Raw genomic sequence first — 15816 nt, 5'->3', positions numbered from 1 at the left:
GAGTGCAGGGGGAAGAAAATGAAATTAAGTTTAAGACGGCTATTTTTAATAGTCTGGGATATCTTTTCGATTGGCTTTGCCGCGATGTTAAGTTTATGGGTGTTATATGATGGACATTTCATGAATTACGTTCGGGTAATCCCCAATTATGTGTTTTTATTAGTATTAGGAACATCCTTATTTGTATTTTTAATAATGAACCTTTATAAGAGCGTATGGCATTTTGCCAGTGTCATCGAGTTAAAGAATGTCGTGATTGCTACTTTTTCGGCTACAATCGTTGATTTAGTGATTTTTACGCTGTTAGATGTCCCTATTGCCAAATCATGGTATTTGATTAACTGGTTAGTTTTGATGACGATGACCGGTGCCAGCCGATTCTTCTATCGTATTACACGAATCGTGGTTCAAGATCGTCATTTATTTGGACGTACCAGAGAAAATGAATCCCGTGTCATGATTATTGGTGCCGGTGAATCCGGGGATAAAATTGCCAGAGAAATCGCTCAGGTTGGGAAACTAAATAAACAGGTAATCTGTTTTATTGATGATATGCCGACTAAAAAAGGGATGCGTCTGCAAGGAAAACCTATATATGGAGATCGAACAAAGATCAAAGAAGCCGCTGAAAAGTTTTCAATTGATGAAATTATTATTGCTTTACCTATGATTGATGCGGAAAACAAGAAAGAATTGATCGATTTATGCAAAGACACAGAATGTAAATTGAAGATTCTGCCGGGTATCTATCAACTTGTAAATGGTCAAGTGACAGTCAGCAGTTTAAGAAATGTTGAGATCGAAGACTTATTAGGACGTGAACCGATAAAAGTGGATCTTAAAGAAATCATGAATTATGTGAACAATAAAGTCGTCATGGTAACTGGAGGCGGAGGGTCGATCGGAAGTGAGTTGTGCCGTCAGATTGCCGCGAACGGGCCTAAACAGTTGATTATTGTGGATATTTATGAAAACAATGCTTATGATATACAATTAGAGTTAAGAAGAAAATATCCATCTTTGAACTTGGAAGTCATGATTGCTTCTGTCAGAGATGTGAAAAAAGTAAATACTTTGTTTGAAGAATTTCAACCGGATATCATCTATCATGCGGCCGCTCACAAGCATGTGCCTTTGATGGAAGATTCTCCGAATGAAGCAGTGAAGAATAATGTGTTTGGAACATTGAATGTGGTAAAAGCAGCCGATCGCTATGGAGCCAGCCGTTTTATCTTAATTTCAACGGATAAAGCAGTCAATCCTACAAATATCATGGGAGCAACGAAGAGAATTTGTGAGATGATCGTTCAGACTTATAATAAACATTCTAATACTGATTTTGTAGCTGTTCGTTTTGGAAACGTGTTAGGATCTAACGGTTCTGTTATTCCGCTTTTTAAAAAGCAGATTCAAGCAGGGGGACCGGTAACGGTGACTCACCCGGATATTACTCGTTATTTTATGACAATTCCCGAAGCGGTTTCTTTAGTATTGGAAGCCGGAGCCAGAGCAAAAGGGGGAGAAATCTTCGTTCTCGATATGGGAGAACCGGTTAAGATTGCCGATCTTGCCTATAACTTAATTAAGTTTTCAGGCTATGAACCTAATGTCGATATTAAAATTGAATATACCGGTCTTCGTCCCGGAGAAAAACTTTATGAAGAATTACTGATGGATGAAGAAGGTCTGCAGACAACAGAAAATGCGTTGATTAAAATTGGAAAGCCGATCGATATTGATGAAAATGTCTTATTCAGTCATTTAGATGATTTGTATGAAGCGGCACATGATGAAAGTGACAATATTAAATATCTAGTTCACGATTTAGTGGATACTTATAAGGTGGATGTACGCAGAGATCCCAGTAAATTAAAAAAGAAAATTATTCGTGAAACCGTTGAAGTTTCTTAATGGGAGGAAAGCATATGAATGATCGATTTATTCATCAAGCATCATCAGATCAACTGATAGAAAAACTAAGCAGGTATAATATTTCATTGAATAAATCAATATTAATTAAGCAGTATGCCAATAGCTTCCATCTGTATCAATTATTGGACAGCTTAAAAATCCTTTACGGTAAAGAACTCCAAGCACTGGATAGACAAAATAAATCTGTCAATTCCGATTATCTTGAATATATTTTGGATAAAATTGTAAGAGAAAACTATGATGTTGAAGATTCTATTGATCCTTATTATCTGTATCAGGATTTAAAAACAGAACAAAAGACAAAAGAAAAAATCAAACAGATCATTGATCGTTTGCTGAGAATGAATAATCTTTATCACCTCAATCGTGCAGAAGCCTACTTTGGTATTTTTGAAGAGGAGTGCGAACCTATCCTTTATCGTTTGTTTGAAGATTATCAAGTATCCCCTTTAACAAAAGAGGAAACAAGAGAATTTTTGATACTGATAGATCGTTTTATGGAAAGCTTTGATCTAAATAAAACGTTAAAGATGAATCTCGCTCTACTAAAAATAGAACAAATTGCCTCGCTTGGTAATGAACAGGAAATCGATACGGAGATTCAACAGATTAAGAAAACATATGGTCTGTCAATCTTTCCGATTTATACCCGTGTCTTATTAGGGACACTGGATCTGTCGGATAATAAACTGTTTGAAAAATATTATCATAAGGTGAAACAATATATGATCTTAAGTGATGAAGATAAGGAAGAGTGTGCATTCATTGATCATCTTTATCAAAATGTCATGATGGATGAAGGCAAATAAAGCAATGAAACGAATTCATTGCTTTTTTGTTTATTTATAAAGTTCTTTAACACCAGCCATATCCTTATCAGTCATGGCATTTCTTTGTCCCATCTTAGGATGTGTTCCATGTCCCGGTTTAATGGTAATCGTATCTTTTCCATTTTTAGAAAAGGCTTTTGCTGAATAATGCATAATTGATTCATAATCATAATCTCCATAAGGAACAGAGGTGGAAATTGATTTAAAATTATAATAATTTTCCGGTTCAATATTAGAACTTTCAATAGTAATATAGGTATCTCTGTCTTTTCGAGAATGTTCATGACCGATACCGCAGACATGAAGCATTTCATGTAAAACATTTCCTGTTACTGCCCAATCGGCGATTTCAACAGTTTGTTCTCCGCCAACTTTACCAATATCTGCGGCACACCCTGAATCTAAGTCAAATCTCACATAATCTTTGTCACTTGATGTCTTAGGTCGATATTTAATATTCAAGTTAGCTGCATTAAATATCGTAATTGCATTATTAATTTCAGCTGTTTTAGGATGTCCGTCATCGATACAGTAGGGAATTTCTTTGGTATCCCATAGATTCTTTTTGATTAGACAAGCATTTTTCTGCTGTTCCCCTAATCCTTTATAAGTTTTTAAAAACTTGGAAAATTTAAGGACTTCCTCTGTTTTTCCTAACTTAATATCTCCCTGTACAATAGCGACACCATCATGATCAACAAAATCTCCTTTATAGATTTCACCATTTAAAACATATCTTTTGTTTTTAATTAATTTTCCTTTACAGATTTCCTCTTTCATATTATTTCCTCTCTTTCATTCTTGTGCACATTTCTCGGAATTCCTGGTTTCACTATAAATGAGTTTTTATTACTTGAATAGAAAACCATTAAATAATACGAAAAGAAAGCTTTGAATACTAAAAAAGAAATAGATGCACTATTTCTTGTGAAGATGAAAGGATAGGCTAAATGATAATGTCATCCTTATATTTTCTGTTTACTATAATATTTTCACCGTTTTCTAAAGTCAGTTCACGATGACATTGCGGCAATGTTTTTATTGCATAAATATGTTCCGTATTAATAATCGTATTTCGACTGACCTGTATAAAAGAGAAGTTTTTTAAAAGTTGATAAATAGATTGGAACTTACCTTTGTATTCATAGCTGTTTACACGATCATACACAAATACTTTGGTATCGACAACCTCGACATAATAAATGTCATTTACTGCAATATGAAGAATGCTTTGGCGCTGATCAAAGACCTTTATTTTAAGGACACGCTGATTAAGCTGCTGAACAAGATTTAAAACGTATGCATGATCGGCTTGATTACAGGTTAGAATGATACATCCGGGTTCTACATTGACGGATTTTTTAAGCTTTATTTTCACCGGTTTTCCTTTCCAAGTTGTCCTATCGGCATTTTTATTATACCTTTTCTCTTTTTTATTGTGTGAATTGTTTTTCATAGTCTCACTCTCCTTTATTGATTAATTTCATTATTTAAGGAGAGCAAACATAATTATACTTATTATAAGCAAAATGCGAAAAAACGAAACTAATATACAATTATTTGTTTCTATTTGTATTATATGTGCTATATTTGTATTATAAAGTATTTTTATGTTTTTCTTTTGTTTCCCTTTTTATACTTTAAGTAGGAACAAAGGAGCGTGATGGGCATGAAGATACATCAATCATAACGTCTTATAGAATGGCAAATAAAAAAATAGAGAGGTGAAAAATGATGTCAATCAGTGGACAATTTACAGGTTTAGATATGAAAAACTTAATTGGTGCGCCGCTTAATGCAGCCGCAGATGCCAATTTACAAATGGCGGAAACAACCGCTCAGTTTATTCAAAAGGTCGGTTTTGATGAACATGGTAAAATCAGAACGGCAAGTTTCGGTTATACTCAAAAAGAAAATAATCCTGATGGGACTGTAACGGATAAGGAAATGAATATTGATATTCCCTTACTTGCCATTACAGAAGCACCAAACTTACAAGTAGATGAAGTAAATGTATTATTTGATATGGAAGTAAAGGAAACGGAGAAGTCTGAATCATCATTAGACGGAGGGGGAAGCTTTACCGGCAGTGTGAATTTTGGAATCTTTAAAGCGACAGTAAGCGGTAGTGTATCCAGTCATAGTTCCAACACACGTTCCAGTGACAATTCAGCAAAATATCATGTAGATGTACGAGCAACGAATCATGGCACGCCTGAAGGATTATCAAGGGTATTGGATATTATTGCAGCAAACTTAGCACCAATGACAGCTTCAAGCACCGTGGTTGACGAAAACGGAAAAGCATTACAAGGTGCCGCTAAAGAGAGATCAGAAAAAATAAAAGCTTTATCCGCAGAAGGCAGCCGACTAGAGTCTGCGGTGAGAGCTTCAGGTGAAAATTTAAGCAGCAGTATTGACCGTATTCGCAAAGCAACAGTTTCGTTAAAAAATAAATATATTGTGACGATGACGAATTTAATTGATCAGGCGGAAGCGGAATCTGAAGAGAAACAAAAACTAATAACAAATGCATCAACGATACAAGGGTCATTCGATGATTTCACGGCAGCCATTGCAGATCATATCATTCTCGCCGCTACTGCAGAAGGACAGGGGCAAACGGTTGATGTGACATTTGATAGTGTAGCTAATCTTAAAGGATGCAGTGATACAGGTGAAATAATTAATTTAACCGGAAGTAAAAAGACCGAAGGCGGTGAAACAGATACGATCTTAGTGGCATTTAAAGATGGAGTCGTAAAGCAAAATGCTCAATATGCAGCGATTGAAAAGAGAGATGCCAATAAAGAAGAATACAATCAACTGCTTTATGGTGGTACTTCATCATCTGGAGAATAATCCATGTTTAAGAAAAATAACACAGAACGCCAGATTCAAGTTGAAAGTGAATTTACGGATCTAAGTTCTTTGGTATGGGCACCGATTGATGCCATAGCACAATCCAATTTAAACATTAATCGCAAGATTATTGAAGCAGTGGAAGCAACCGGAACAAAAAAGCCCATCATCGGAGAGAAGATTACCATCCTTGATTATATGGGATTGCAGTATAAACATGTGAAAAGTAATGGAGATGAGGAAGCCATTGAAGACATGCTGCTGCAAGTGCCTTTATTATCCATTGTTCCATTAACCAGCATGAAAGTGAAAGATGCTGTCATTGATTTCAATGCTGAAGTACGTTCGTTTAAAAAGGAAGATCAGACAATCGGATTTGAAGCCCGCATCTGTGCACCGGAAGTAAGAGAAAGTGACAATATCTCAAAAGTTCATTTTAAGATTCGTTTGGAAAACGAACCTATTACTGAAGGTTTAGCGAGAGTACAGGATATTATGGATCTTCAGCAGATTACCCGCAGTATTGGGACCAAGCCGATAAGTGATGACGGACAAGAAGTTACCGGTGAGGAACGTGTTGATTTGCTTGAAAAAAGAAGATTAAAGAAGCTTTATGATAAGACCATTATCTTAGGCAGAAAAATAGATGAACTGATTCATCATCAAATTTTATATTTCAATGCTTTGCTTTTAGAAGAAACACAACTGAATATAAAAGATTATGAAGAGTTTAAAACGTTGAAAGCAAAAGACACTATTCGTCAACAAGACCAATCTGATGCTTTATTGAATAAATTGTTGGCATTAGATGAAAAAATCAAACAGGAAACGCATACAAGACATGCCTGCACTCAACAGGAAAATCAGCTGCTTGAACAGTTATTGGCTTTAGATCAGGCACATTTATTAAAAGAGGCATGACATGGCAGGGATGTTAGATCGGTCACATATTGATGAACCTATTGGTTATATTAAAATTGTCAATATCGGCAGTGTTAATCCTAATCATTTATTATCAGAGACTTCTAAGCAAAAGCAAGTTGAATTGTTGAATCGCTGCCTCAATGATTTCCCTCATGGAAAGATCATAGGAAAAGATGTCACAATAGGGGTTTATAAACTTGGAGATCATCAATTCACGATGGAGATGACCTCTTATCATATCGGGTTTCATCGTAAACCGCAGTGGCTTGATGATTAATCCAACCATTGTTTTCAAAGCTATAAACACTTAAATGGCGTACGATTAAAATCGTACGTCTTGTGTTTTTGACAAACCAAACTAAATAGAGTAAGGTATAAGTGAGGTGAGGTATATGAAGAAAATCATTTTAGACATCATCGGCATTATTTTGATTTTAGGAACTCTCTATCTGGTATATCGATTATTTGGTATTTTTTGGGGAATACTGATTCTTTTGTTTTTAGCGGTAAGCAGTTTTTTTAATGAAAGGCATAATCCGATTGTATTATATTATAAGAATTATGGTCGTAAGAAAAAGGAATAAAAAAGAACTCGGAATATAGATCTCAGCTTATGCATGTACTTCTATATTCAAGTTCTTTTTATTTATCAGCAGTTGTAATCTTAAAGCCTTTCATATGATCGAAATGCTTTGTTTTTATGACCCAAAGAATAGCTAAACAAGCAATGATCGCACCGATACGATAGATTGTAAAACTACCGAATTCTTCATAGACAATCCCAAATCCATAGCTGTAAACCGCTCTTCCTAAAGATACACAGGCATTTAGTAAAGTAACCGCAGTGGCAAATACAGCCGGTGAAAGCGAACTGCGGATAAATTGTAAGTTACCCACCGTTGCACAAGCCGTAGAAACACAATGTAAGATAGATACAAATAAGAATGCATATACATTTGGTACAAACGCATACACTAAGAAACGAATAAAGATACATGACGCTGAAATCAAATACATCATCTTAAATCCAAACTTTTCATAATATTTGATGGCTACCGCTAAAAAGATAACTTCCGGCAAGGCCGTCGCAACAGTATACATACTTAACAGCTGATTGCTTCCATGCAATGTTGTCACAATGTGATTTCCATTGTATGCGGCACAGCTGTCAATTAAGATCGTGGTCATTAAAGAAAGTCCTAATATAAATAAGAAATTTGAATTCTTTAATACATCAAAGAAACCCACTTTTTCTTTTGGTTCATCAGGTATGTTTGCAGTTTGTTTTTTTGGATCTTCTTTCGCTGTCGGAAAACCAAAAGCAATCGTAAAACTGATAATCAATAATCCCCCATAGGTTCCAAATAAGGCACCGTCTAATCCAAAGCGGTCAGCTAAGAAGCCGATGACGACACTTCCGATTACCCAACCAAGAGACCCCATAGAACGAATTGATCCATAGTTCTTATGATTTTTATTACAATAATTCATACTCAGTACGTCTGCCATCGGCATTGCGCCTGAACGACATAAGTCTAAGATAATGGCACAGATAATCAATCCGATATAGACTGTTTGCTGTGCATAGAAATATAAAGCAACCAATGTAGCACTCAAAGAAATCAGCAGCAGCATTTTATATTTCTTGGTTTTGTCGGCAATGATTCCCCAAAGCGGCACAAAGAACACACTGATCATTAATCCGGCAGCGGTAATTTGTCCAAACTGTGAACCGACTAATCCTTTACTTTCCAAATAGACATTGATATAGGTAGTAAAACCGCTCAATGCGGCAAAGAATAGAAAGTAAAAGACATAAAATAATAACCCTTCTAATTTTTTCATAAATCCAACCCCTTTATATTAACTATATCACTTGCAAAAGCGCTTTCATATTATTTTCTGCGAAAGAAAAAAGGAATAATCCGCAATATCTTATTCACGATTACTATATGGTTTTACTGTTTAAAAATATGCAGAGGACTAAATGAAAATAAAAAACTATGATGCCAAGCACCATAGTTTAAATCCCTTCGATAAATTTCATTAAAGCATGATTAAAGGCACTTAATTCATCATAGAAAATACCGTGACCGCTCTTTTCAAATGGATAAAGCACGGAACCGGGAATCTGCTGATTCATAATGGCCGCAAATCCATAAGGACAGATTTTATCCAGTTTTCCATGCATGATGGCTGTAGGGACCTTAATTCTGCCCAAATCACTGAAGACATCTTCATCACGTAAAGATTCTGCGGAATTGATCGTTCCTAAACCACTGGCTTTATTGCATAACCCTTGGAACCATGCTTTAAAAGCCGGACTTGGATTTGAAGCAAAGACATTGCTGGCAAATTCCAGAATAGTATTCGGACGATCATTATATAAACCGATAATCAGTTTATTTACTTCATCTTTACTATGACCATAAGGGTTATCAGCAGTCACACAATATGACGGTGCCGCGGCACCGGCTAAAATAAGTTTTGATACTTTATGGTTATCATACATGCCCATATAATGAGCGCAAACTGCCCCGCCCATAGAGAAGCCTAGTAAAATAATGTTGTTGATGCCGGTACTTTCAATCACCATGTATAAATCTGTTGCCAATTGATCGTAATGATAGCCGCTTCCGGATATATCTGAATCTCCGAAACCACGGATATCAAACGTTATAATACGATATCCCCATTGCGTAAACATATTCTTTTGATATTCAAACATCTCTTTGCTCATCGGCCATCCATGAACCATGACGATAACTTTTGAATAGGTGGGATTGATATCTTCAACACATATTTTTGTTCCATCGTTTGATCTTATATAATACATTCATCTGCCTCCTCTTTTTATCATATGCATCATCATAACAAATTTTTACAGGGAATCTCAGAGATTCAAAAGAATGTAAAGACATACTCCTTTTTCTTTTAGAATTATGATAGAATAAATAAAAATAGAGGTGATAGTATGGCAAAATATTGTGAACGCTGCGGAAGCCGACTAAAAAAAGGAAAATGTCCTGTTTGTGATGAAGATCTTTATACAAGTTTAGAGGATCGTCGTTTCAGTTTTAAAAAACGCGATATCGTATGGTTTATTGTTTTAGCTCTTATTTTAGGAACATCGATCCTATGCAGTGAGAGTTCACCATTTCATGAGGATATTCAGATTTTCGTATGGTCAAACTTTAATTCAAAGCAGAAAGTCTTGACTAAAGTCGATCGCCGCACTTATAAGGAAGTCACATATTCATTACAAAAAACGGGGGATTCGGTTGAACTGGTTCTGCCTGCGGGTAATTATACAGTGGGTCAGGACATTCCCGAGGGTGTTTATAAAGTAACCAATCTATCCGGATTTGGCCCGCTAAAAGTCAATGATACTGTCAATTTCATTACTATCTTTACAAGCATGATCAGTGACAAAGAAACGAGTGATTATTTTTCGTCTTACTTAGAGGATGTTCGCTTATATCAGGGTGCACAGGTCACCATCAGTACAGACGAAATGAAATTTGAAAGTAAAAACGCTAGAAATGATTTGATGCAGAAACGTCCAAAAAATACATTGACTCAGGAATTTACAATTTCTTCACCGGTCATGATTGGAGAAACGATTCCGGAAGGAACCTATGATATTATCGCGATTGAAGGAGAAGGACGAGTATCTTCTGAAAACTATGAATATGGGATACATGAGGAACTATCGTTTAATGAAGATGATTATACGGTGCAGACGTTTAAAAATGTACAGCTTATTAAATATAATAAACTCAATGTTGATGAAGGACTTACAATCAAGCTGATTCCCAGTGAATATAGTATAAGGGAGGTAGAGTAAATGGCAAAATTGAAAGGATATTTATATATTTTATTTGTCTTTTTGAGCTGGAAGATTACGGAACCGATCAGTGCCCTTTGGCAAGCCCCAAACTTCCGCTTTGAAACTGGATTGCATTTTGCTTTAACGATGCTCACGGCGGCGGTCATTACGAAAGTATTTACGATAGTTTTCCCCGCTAAAGAAGGAACAACAGACCGTTTTCTCTTCATTCCCCTTAACTTATGTGTCTATATTTCAATGGCATTAGGAACCATCTTTGCGGTAATTTGGTTTTTCTTACATTAGTAAAAAAGTTAGAAAATAAATTTCTAACTTTTTTTGTCAGCAATCTCCAATAGTAAGTTATCGGATAAAAACTTCTTGTCCGATTTTTATCAGCGTTTATTCATGCTAAGGGCGTATTCTTCCGCAATAACTTAATGGTTCCTCCTTCAAACAAGACTGTCCATTTTCATTGTATGAGAATGTTTTGCTTTTATAAGGAAAAGCCGATAGGATAAGGGTGATAAACAAAGGAGCAGATTATGAAAAAAATTATATATATTCCTTTAGATGAAAGACCATGCAATCGTCTTTTTCCAATGATGATGGCAGAAAGCCAGCATACAATCGAAATCGTCAGTCCCCCTGTTAAATTACTATCACAAAAAAAGAGGACTGCCGATATTGAAGGGCTGTGGGATTTTGTGTTCCGTCAGATCGAAACCGGTGATGCCTTAATTATGCCTTTAGAAATGATGGGTTATGGTGGCTTATTGCCGTCACGCTTACATCATCGAGATATCCAACAGCGTAAAATTTTGATTGAGCGCATGAAGCGATTGAAGATCACAGCACCACATTTAAAAATCTATATGTCCGCTTTGATCATGCGTACACCACAATATAATAGTGCCGATGAGGAACCGGATTACTATGAAGAATATGGGTATCGTCTATTTAGAAATGCCTATTTACTCGATAAAAAGAATCGTGTCGGACTAAGCGAAAGCGAGGAACAGGAATGGAAGGCTATAGAAATTCCGAAAGTGTATCAGAGAGATTATGAAGAAAGGCGACAGTATAATCGAGAGACACTTTTAGAAATATTAGAGTTGGTTGAAAGTCACGTTATTGATTTTATGGTCATTCCTCAAGATGATTCTTCTGAATATGGTTATACGGCAATTGATCAGCATTCTATCAGCCAAAAGATTCGAGATCTGCGCTTGCAGACAAGCGTCATGATGTATCCCGGTGCCGATGAGTCAGGAGCTACTTTATTAGGTCGTTGTTTTAATGAACTTTTGGGACAATGCCCGAAAATATATCCTTATTTTTCTAGCATACAGGGTCCGCTGATTATTCCTAAGTATGAGGACCGTCCGATGTATGAAAGCCTGCAGTCACATATATATGCCGCAGGATGTCAGGAAGCAAAGACGGTTGAAGAAGCAGATTTTATTTTAGCGATCAACTGTCCGGGAAAAATAATGGAAGAAGCAATGATGCAAGGGGAAAAAGATATCAGCTATACCAGTCATCGTCATCTATTAAGTTTTGTTTATCATATTAAGCAATGGCTGGATATGAAAAAACCAGTTGCCTTGGCAGACTGTGCGTTTATTAACGGAGGAGAAGTGGAACTGGTGACATTGTTAGATGATTTAGAGATCCTAGATCGCTTAATTTCTTATAAAGGCTGGAATACTTACTGCAATACGTTAGGAACTTCCATTGCTCAAGGAATATTCGCTTATCATCAGGCTGATGTGCCTTCCATTATGCATCATCTGATTTACCATTTGCTGGATGATTTATTTTATCAGGCAATCATTCGCCCACAGATTACAGCTACTTTAAAAGATAAGGGTCTCAGCTATTTTGACTTAAAGACACAAGGGCCCCTTATTTCTAAGGAAATAGAAAGACAGATGCATCGTTATTATCAACATTTCATCAAACATAGTTTTAAAAATGTAACGATCACCGAATTAAAAGCGTATTCGCCTTGGAATCGCATGTTTGAAGTAGGACTGGATTTAAAAATAGAGGTGAAATAACAATGGAAATAAGAGAAGTACAAAGACAAGATGATCTGCAGATAGAAGCTCTGATCAGAAGCTGTTTAAAAGAATATAACGCAGACAAACCGGGATGTGCTTGGAGTGATCCGGATCTTGGACGTTTTTCTAAAATCTATCAGGGAGATAATAAAAAATATTGGGTAGCAATAGAGAATGGGAAAGTGATTGCCGGCTGTGGAATCGGTCCTTTGCCAATAGAGGGGATCTGTGAATTACAGAAGATGTATGCTTATCCGCAGTATCGAGGCAAAGGAATCAGTCAGCAATTAATGGACAAAGCCCTTGACTTTGCGAAAGCACACTATCAGAAATGTTATTTAGAGACCTTTGCGAATATGGTGCCGGCTATCCGTTTTTACCAAAAATACGGATTCACCGCTTTAACGAAACCGCTGTTTGAAAGTGAACATTATGCTTGCGATCGCTGGTTTATTTTAACTTTATAAGCGCAATGAGCGATGAACCATTTATTGATTTTGTCAGCGAACAACAAAAAATCTTCTTACAAGAGATGACATAAATAAAAATAATCATGGGAGTATATCCACATGATTATTTTTTGTGCTGCAGAGAATATCGGCTTTAGAAAAGATATCCAACTGGTTAAAATAGTTATTTTCCAATGGAATCCAGATATCTTCAAATTTCTTTGCGAGATCTGGACCGTTTCTTTTTAGTATACGTTCCATTTGTGTTTCATCATCAATCGTTGTGACGATCTTAAGGTCATAATAATCGATAAGATCGGGATGTAAGCTATAGGTGCCTTCGATAAAACTGATTGCGTGAAAAGGAATAGTCGTCGTCTGATTTGATAACTGCATGATGCTGCAGTTAAATGGCTGATAGATAATCTCTTTTTTTTGACTTAATGGTTCCAGCACTTCTTTGAGGAAGCGCTCATGATCTACATTTTCTCCCGGCTTACTTAAACGCTGGGCAGATCGCTGATGAGGCTGCAAGAAAAAATCATCCATATGAAAAATATTTCCCTGATAAACTTCGTTCAGCAAACTGGCTAAAGTTGTTTTTCCGGAACCGCATTTTCCATCGATCGCGATTAGCAGCGTTTTCTTTTTGGACTGCAATTGGTTAATCTTCAAAAAGAGCGGATAACAAAACGCTAAGTCTGCTCGTATAACACGGTAATGAGGATCATATTCTTCGTGATAATGTGAAGAATGACGAACAGCTTGAATGCCATTACTTAAATACTGATCTATTTCCTGACTGATCTTTGGATTATTGAGCCAATTCTTGCATTCCTGCAATTTTTGAATGAATGCATCTGTATTGCCCTGATAGGTATGAGCAGTCCATACGAATAATTGATGTATGGTATAGGCTTCAATACGGGTTAACTGCCCAAAATAAAGACGGGCAAGATTATTTCCGATAGGTTCCACTCTTATTTGTTGCTTTGACAGTTCACCGCTTTCATCGATGATTCGCTGCAGGCTTTTTTGTGAGTCCGAAACCATATGTTCACAGCCAAATTCGTTTTGATAAGTGAGTTTGATGATATCTTGTCCCTGCATTTGGGGATAGCGCTGCAAATGTTCTTTTAAGGTTGGAATCATCATTTAATTAAATGTGATTTTTCTAAAGTCAGAATAAGAACCGGAACGATGATAATTTGCAGAATTATACCGGGAATCGCGTTGGTAAAAGCACCAGCCATAAAAACAGCTAAGCCAAAAGCTTTTCCGGATGCTCCATAAAGGACAGCCGATACTAATCCCCAAACAACACGCCCGCCCAGCATCGCTAAGATTAATGAAATGTAAGTGTTCAATGGTTTTTTAGAAAGAAGCTGATAAAGCAGTCCGGTTAATGCTCCGTAAGCAGCTAATTCAAATGCCATTGCAATAGCGGTAGGAAACATCGGCGGCATTCCAAAGATTGCACTTCTTAAAAGCGGCAGGATTGCTCCGACAATCAGTCCTAATGGCCATCCGCAAACAAATCCGCAGATTAAGACAGGTAAATGCATAGGTAAAAGCATACTTCCGATACTGGGAATCTGTGCAGTAAAAAAGGGTAATACAAAGCCTAAAGCTAAAAAGAAAGCAGCTAAGACAATGTTTCGTGTAGTGAATGTTTTCAAAATAATACCTCCCATTCTCATGAAAAAATACCATAAAAATATCCCACATTTTAAAAAGCGGAATACCTTCATGGTATTGTTTGTCACCTTCTGATGACGTTTCATTCATGTACTTAAAATTCTAGCGGAAAAGAACGCTGTTGTCAATCTTTAAAAAAATTATGATAATTTGAAAAAAGCTACGTCTTATCCTTGAATTGGGTATGATAGTATCAGGAGGCGATATAATGTTAACTATTGGGTATGTGGGAAATGGAAAGAGTACAAATCGTTATCATCTTCCATTTGTAAGACAAAGAGATACAATCAAAGTAAAAACGATCTATGACTTAGATGTTGAGCATGTGAAATGGAAAAAAATCGATGGTATCCATTATACCAATCGAATCGAAGAACTAATGGATGATCCTGAGATTCAATTAATTGTCGTATGCACGACACAGCTGTATCATTATCAATATGCAAAGATGGCACTGGATCATGGCAAGAATGTTTTAGTAGAAAAACCTTTCATGATGACCTTGAAAGAAGCTCAGGATATCTTTGCTTATGCAAAAGAAAAAGGATTAGTTGTACAATGCTATCAAAACAGACGCTATGATTCCGACTTTCTAACCGTTCAAAAAGTGATTGAGAGTGGAAAACTCGGCGATTTATTAGAATTGGAAATGCATTTTGACTATTATCGTCCGGAAATTCCCGAAGCAGTACATGATTTCACCTTTTACAACAGCTATCTGTATGGACATGGCTGTCACACATTAGACCAAGTAATTTCTTATTTTGGAAAGCCGGATACTATTCATTATGATGTCAGACAACTTTTAGGAAAAGGCAGAATGAATGATTATTTTGATTTAGACCTGTATTATGGTCAATTGAAAGTTTCCGTGAAATCCAGCTACTTTAGAATTAAAAGCAGACCAAGTTTTGTGGTATATGGAAAAAAAGGAATGTTCGTAAAAGAAACCAAAGATCGTATGGAAGAACATTTAAAAATGTTTTATATGCCCGATCAAGATGGTTTTGGCATCGATCTACCTGAACATTACGGAACCTTGACATACTATGATGAAAAGGGGATTTACCATGAAGAAAAAGTAGTCAGTGAGATCGGGGATTATGGCAGAGTCTATGACGGACTTTATGAAGTGCTTATCCATGGGAAGGAAAAGATCGTAAAAGATGAAGAAACATTACTGCAGATGGAAATCTTAGAGAAAGGGGCGAAAATGTGTGAATAAA

At 36.3% G+C, this 15816-nt stretch carries 17 protein-coding genes; 11 read left to right on the top strand and 6 right to left on the bottom strand.

What is annotated here, in order from left to right; translation table 11 throughout:
* Positions 1-18: 18 nt before the first annotated feature.
* The gene (locus BN1225_RS12535) at positions 19-1911 is read left to right on the top strand and encodes a polysaccharide biosynthesis protein (protein WP_041140134.1); all 1893 of its coding nucleotides are present in this window, start codon (positions 19-21) and stop codon (positions 1909-1911) included.
* A 14-nt stretch (positions 1912-1925) separates the two neighbouring features.
* A complete protein-coding gene (locus BN1225_RS12530; protein ID WP_041140133.1) occupies positions 1926-2741 on the top strand; it encodes a hypothetical protein in 816 nt (271 codons plus the stop codon).
* 30 nt (positions 2742-2771) lie between these two features.
* Here BN1225_RS12530 and BN1225_RS12525 read toward each other — a convergent pair whose 3' ends face one another.
* Complete coding sequence (locus BN1225_RS12525; protein WP_041140132.1) at positions 2772-3542, bottom strand: M12 family metallopeptidase; 771 nt, start codon at positions 3540-3542, stop codon at positions 2772-2774.
* Between the two features lie 166 nt (positions 3543-3708).
* Positions 3709-4218 carry a LytTR family DNA-binding domain-containing protein gene (locus BN1225_RS12520; protein WP_041140131.1) on the bottom strand — a complete coding sequence of 170 codons (510 nt, stop codon included), beginning with the start codon at positions 4216-4218 and terminating at the stop codon, positions 3709-3711.
* 275 nt (positions 4219-4493) lie between these two features.
* Here BN1225_RS12520 and BN1225_RS14195 point away from each other — a divergent pair, with 275 nt between their 5' ends.
* The 4 genes from BN1225_RS14195 to BN1225_RS12500 all read left to right on the top strand — a co-directional run bounded on the left by BN1225_RS14195 (position 4494) and on the right by BN1225_RS12500 (position 7132).
* Positions 4494-5624: a DUF2589 domain-containing protein gene (locus tag BN1225_RS14195; RefSeq protein ID WP_197066566.1), complete on the top strand. Its 1131-nt coding sequence runs from the start codon at positions 4494-4496 to the stop codon at positions 5622-5624.
* 3 nt (positions 5625-5627) lie between these two features.
* A complete protein-coding gene (locus tag BN1225_RS12510; protein WP_041140130.1) occupies positions 5628-6545 on the top strand; it encodes a DUF2589 domain-containing protein in 918 nt (305 codons plus the stop codon).
* 1 nt (position 6546) lies between these two features.
* On the top strand, positions 6547-6825 hold the full coding sequence (locus tag BN1225_RS12505; RefSeq protein ID WP_052466653.1) for a hypothetical protein: 279 nt from the start codon (positions 6547-6549) through the stop codon (positions 6823-6825).
* Positions 6826-6940: 115 nt separating this feature from the next.
* Positions 6941-7132 (top strand): hypothetical protein, encoded by a 192-nt coding sequence (locus BN1225_RS12500; RefSeq protein ID WP_041140129.1) that lies wholly within the window; start codon positions 6941-6943, stop codon positions 7130-7132.
* Between the two features lie 58 nt (positions 7133-7190).
* Here the strand turns inward: BN1225_RS12500 and BN1225_RS12495 are convergent, their stop codons facing one another.
* Together BN1225_RS12495 and BN1225_RS12490 are read right to left on the bottom strand one after the other, a co-directional pair.
* Positions 7191-8393: an MFS transporter gene (locus tag BN1225_RS12495; protein ID WP_041140128.1), complete on the bottom strand. Its 1203-nt coding sequence runs from the start codon at positions 8391-8393 to the stop codon at positions 7191-7193.
* Positions 8394-8571: 178 nt separating this feature from the next.
* Complete coding sequence (locus BN1225_RS12490) at positions 8572-9384, bottom strand: alpha/beta fold hydrolase (protein ID WP_041140127.1); 813 nt, start codon at positions 9382-9384, stop codon at positions 8572-8574.
* A gap of 138 nt (positions 9385-9522) precedes the next feature.
* Here BN1225_RS12490 and BN1225_RS12485 point away from each other — a divergent pair, with 138 nt between their 5' ends.
* The 4 genes from BN1225_RS12485 to BN1225_RS12470 all read left to right on the top strand — a co-directional run bounded on the left by BN1225_RS12485 (position 9523) and on the right by BN1225_RS12470 (position 12910).
* Complete coding sequence (locus BN1225_RS12485; protein WP_041140126.1) at positions 9523-10395, top strand: zinc ribbon domain-containing protein; 873 nt, start codon at positions 9523-9525, stop codon at positions 10393-10395.
* A complete protein-coding gene (locus BN1225_RS12480; protein WP_041140125.1) occupies positions 10396-10683 on the top strand; it encodes a hypothetical protein in 288 nt (95 codons plus the stop codon). It begins immediately after the preceding gene.
* 239 nt (positions 10684-10922) lie between these two features.
* Positions 10923-12440, top strand: coding sequence for a DUF4127 family protein (locus BN1225_RS12475; protein WP_041140124.1), 1518 nt, complete (start codon positions 10923-10925; stop codon positions 12438-12440).
* A gap of 2 nt (positions 12441-12442) precedes the next feature.
* Positions 12443-12910 carry a GNAT family N-acetyltransferase gene (locus BN1225_RS12470; protein ID WP_041140123.1) on the top strand — a complete coding sequence of 156 codons (468 nt, stop codon included), beginning with the start codon at positions 12443-12445 and terminating at the stop codon, positions 12908-12910.
* A gap of 84 nt (positions 12911-12994) precedes the next feature.
* Here BN1225_RS12470 and BN1225_RS14190 read toward each other — a convergent pair whose 3' ends face one another.
* Positions 12995-14047, bottom strand: coding sequence for a uridine kinase family protein (locus tag BN1225_RS14190; protein WP_052466652.1), 1053 nt, complete (start codon positions 14045-14047; stop codon positions 12995-12997).
* The gene (locus tag BN1225_RS12460; protein WP_041140432.1) at positions 14044-14571 is read right to left on the bottom strand and encodes an ECF transporter S component; all 528 of its coding nucleotides are present in this window, start codon (positions 14569-14571) and stop codon (positions 14044-14046) included. Before BN1225_RS12460 ends, BN1225_RS14190 begins: the two co-directional genes overlap by 4 nt.
* A gap of 227 nt (positions 14572-14798) precedes the next feature.
* Between BN1225_RS12460 and BN1225_RS12455 the strand changes: the two genes are divergently transcribed.
* Positions 14799-15815: a Gfo/Idh/MocA family oxidoreductase gene (locus BN1225_RS12455; RefSeq protein ID WP_041140122.1), complete on the top strand. Its 1017-nt coding sequence runs from the start codon at positions 14799-14801 to the stop codon at positions 15813-15815.
* The last annotated feature ends 1 nt before the right edge of the window (position 15816 follow it).

The sequence above is a fragment of the Beduini massiliensis genome (genome assembly GCF_000829905.1).
GTDB lineage: Bacteria > Bacillota_I > Bacilli_A > Erysipelotrichales > Coprobacillaceae > Beduini > Beduini massiliensis.
The sequence above is the reverse complement of the archived record's forward strand: the minus strand, read 5'-3'. Positions and strand labels throughout refer to the sequence as shown.

Bases quoted from the DNA above. Each gene is read 5' to 3' on its own strand.
- BN1225_RS12535 (WP_041140134.1), top strand. From the start codon at position 19: ATGAAATTAAGTTTAAGACGGCTATTTTTAATAGTCTGGGATATCTTT.
- BN1225_RS12530 (WP_041140133.1), top strand. From the start codon at position 1,926: ATGAATGATCGATTTATTCATCAAGCATCATCAGATCAACTGATAGAA.
- BN1225_RS12525 (WP_041140132.1), bottom strand. From the start codon at position 3,542: ATGAAAGAGGAAATCTGTAAAGGAAAATTAATTAAAAACAAAAGATAT.
- BN1225_RS12520 (WP_041140131.1), bottom strand. From the start codon at position 4,218: ATGAAAAACAATTCACACAATAAAAAAGAGAAAAGGTATAATAAAAAT.
- BN1225_RS14195 (WP_197066566.1), top strand. From the start codon at position 4,494: ATGATGTCAATCAGTGGACAATTTACAGGTTTAGATATGAAAAACTTA.
- BN1225_RS12510 (WP_041140130.1), top strand. From the start codon at position 5,628: ATGTTTAAGAAAAATAACACAGAACGCCAGATTCAAGTTGAAAGTGAA.
- BN1225_RS12505 (WP_052466653.1), top strand. From the start codon at position 6,547: ATGGCAGGGATGTTAGATCGGTCACATATTGATGAACCTATTGGTTAT.
- BN1225_RS12500 (WP_041140129.1), top strand. From the start codon at position 6,941: ATGAAGAAAATCATTTTAGACATCATCGGCATTATTTTGATTTTAGGA.
- BN1225_RS12495 (WP_041140128.1), bottom strand. From the start codon at position 8,393: ATGAAAAAATTAGAAGGGTTATTATTTTATGTCTTTTACTTTCTATTC.
- BN1225_RS12490 (WP_041140127.1), bottom strand. From the start codon at position 9,384: ATGTATTATATAAGATCAAACGATGGAACAAAAATATGTGTTGAAGAT.
- BN1225_RS12485 (WP_041140126.1), top strand. From the start codon at position 9,523: ATGGCAAAATATTGTGAACGCTGCGGAAGCCGACTAAAAAAAGGAAAA.
- BN1225_RS12480 (WP_041140125.1), top strand. From the start codon at position 10,396: ATGGCAAAATTGAAAGGATATTTATATATTTTATTTGTCTTTTTGAGC.
- BN1225_RS12475 (WP_041140124.1), top strand. From the start codon at position 10,923: ATGAAAAAAATTATATATATTCCTTTAGATGAAAGACCATGCAATCGT.
- BN1225_RS12470 (WP_041140123.1), top strand. From the start codon at position 12,443: ATGGAAATAAGAGAAGTACAAAGACAAGATGATCTGCAGATAGAAGCT.
- BN1225_RS14190 (WP_052466652.1), bottom strand. From the start codon at position 14,047: ATGATGATTCCAACCTTAAAAGAACATTTGCAGCGCTATCCCCAAATG.
- BN1225_RS12455 (WP_041140122.1), top strand. From the start codon at position 14,799: ATGTTAACTATTGGGTATGTGGGAAATGGAAAGAGTACAAATCGTTAT.